This is a genomic window from Vibrio sp. 1978 (assembly GCF_033344345.1).
Genome location: NZ_JAWPOP010000237.1, coordinates 1 through 892, shown reverse-complemented (window position 1 = coordinate 892; position 892 = coordinate 1). Strand labels below are relative to the sequence as shown.

1 protein-coding gene is annotated in these 892 nt (G+C 50.7%); it reads right to left on the bottom strand.

The window, feature by feature from the left end; all coding sequences use genetic code 11:
• Window positions 1-892 (bottom strand): flagellar M-ring protein FliF C-terminal domain-containing protein (locus R8N49_RS25770; RefSeq protein WP_318190289.1); only part of this gene is annotated, 892 nt, incomplete at both ends.

The window sequence follows — 892 nt, the reverse complement described above, 5'->3', positions numbered from 1 at the left end:
TTCACGTGTTTGCAAGTTGTCGTAATCTGGCTCTTCTTGTGGCGGCTCAGCAAAGTTCAGTTCAGGAACTGGCTTGTCTGCGCCGGTTAGGTGCATGATCAATGGACGCAACACAAAGAAGATCATCGCCAAGCCCAACATCCCACCGATCACGTAACGTAATGGCTGTTGAACCGTAGGGTCTTGCCACCAAGGCAGAGCTGTTGGCGCGTCGATATCAATCGGTGTGAAGTTGAAGCTCATCAAGCTCAAGCTGTCACCTCGCGCGGCTGAAATGCCAACGGCATCGGTGATCATGGTAGAGATTTGCGCTTTGTCTGCATCGCTCCAAGCCACGCCGTCTGGCGATGCTTTTGAGTTCAATAGAACCGATACGCTCAATTTCTCAATCTGACCTTGTTGGTACTGAGTACGGCGCACGCTGCTGCCAACCGCATATTGACGATTCACTTCAGAACGCGCATTGGTGTTTTGGCTGTCGTTTGTCGCCGCCTCACCAGTCACTGGAGGCTGGTTGCTGAGGGAACCTGGTACGCCAAGCGCGATTTGGTCAATCGAATTGTTTTGAACGGTGTGTTCGTTACGAACCACTGGCGCGTTATCAAGGATTTCTCGCGTTTCTTCCACTTGGCTGAAATCCATATCGGCTGCAACTTGAACGCGGAAGTTACTAGGGCCAACAATCGGCGTTAGCATGTCTGCCGCACGTTGGATGATTTGCTTCTCAACGTTCTTTTGGTATTCCAGATACTTCGCGTTTACTTTGCCCGCTTCTGCTGACGCAACATCTGCACTCAACAATCGGCCATATTGGTCAATGACAGAAACAAACTCAGGCTTCATTGCCGTCACACTGCCTACGATCAAGTTGATGATCGCTTCAACCTGTTCT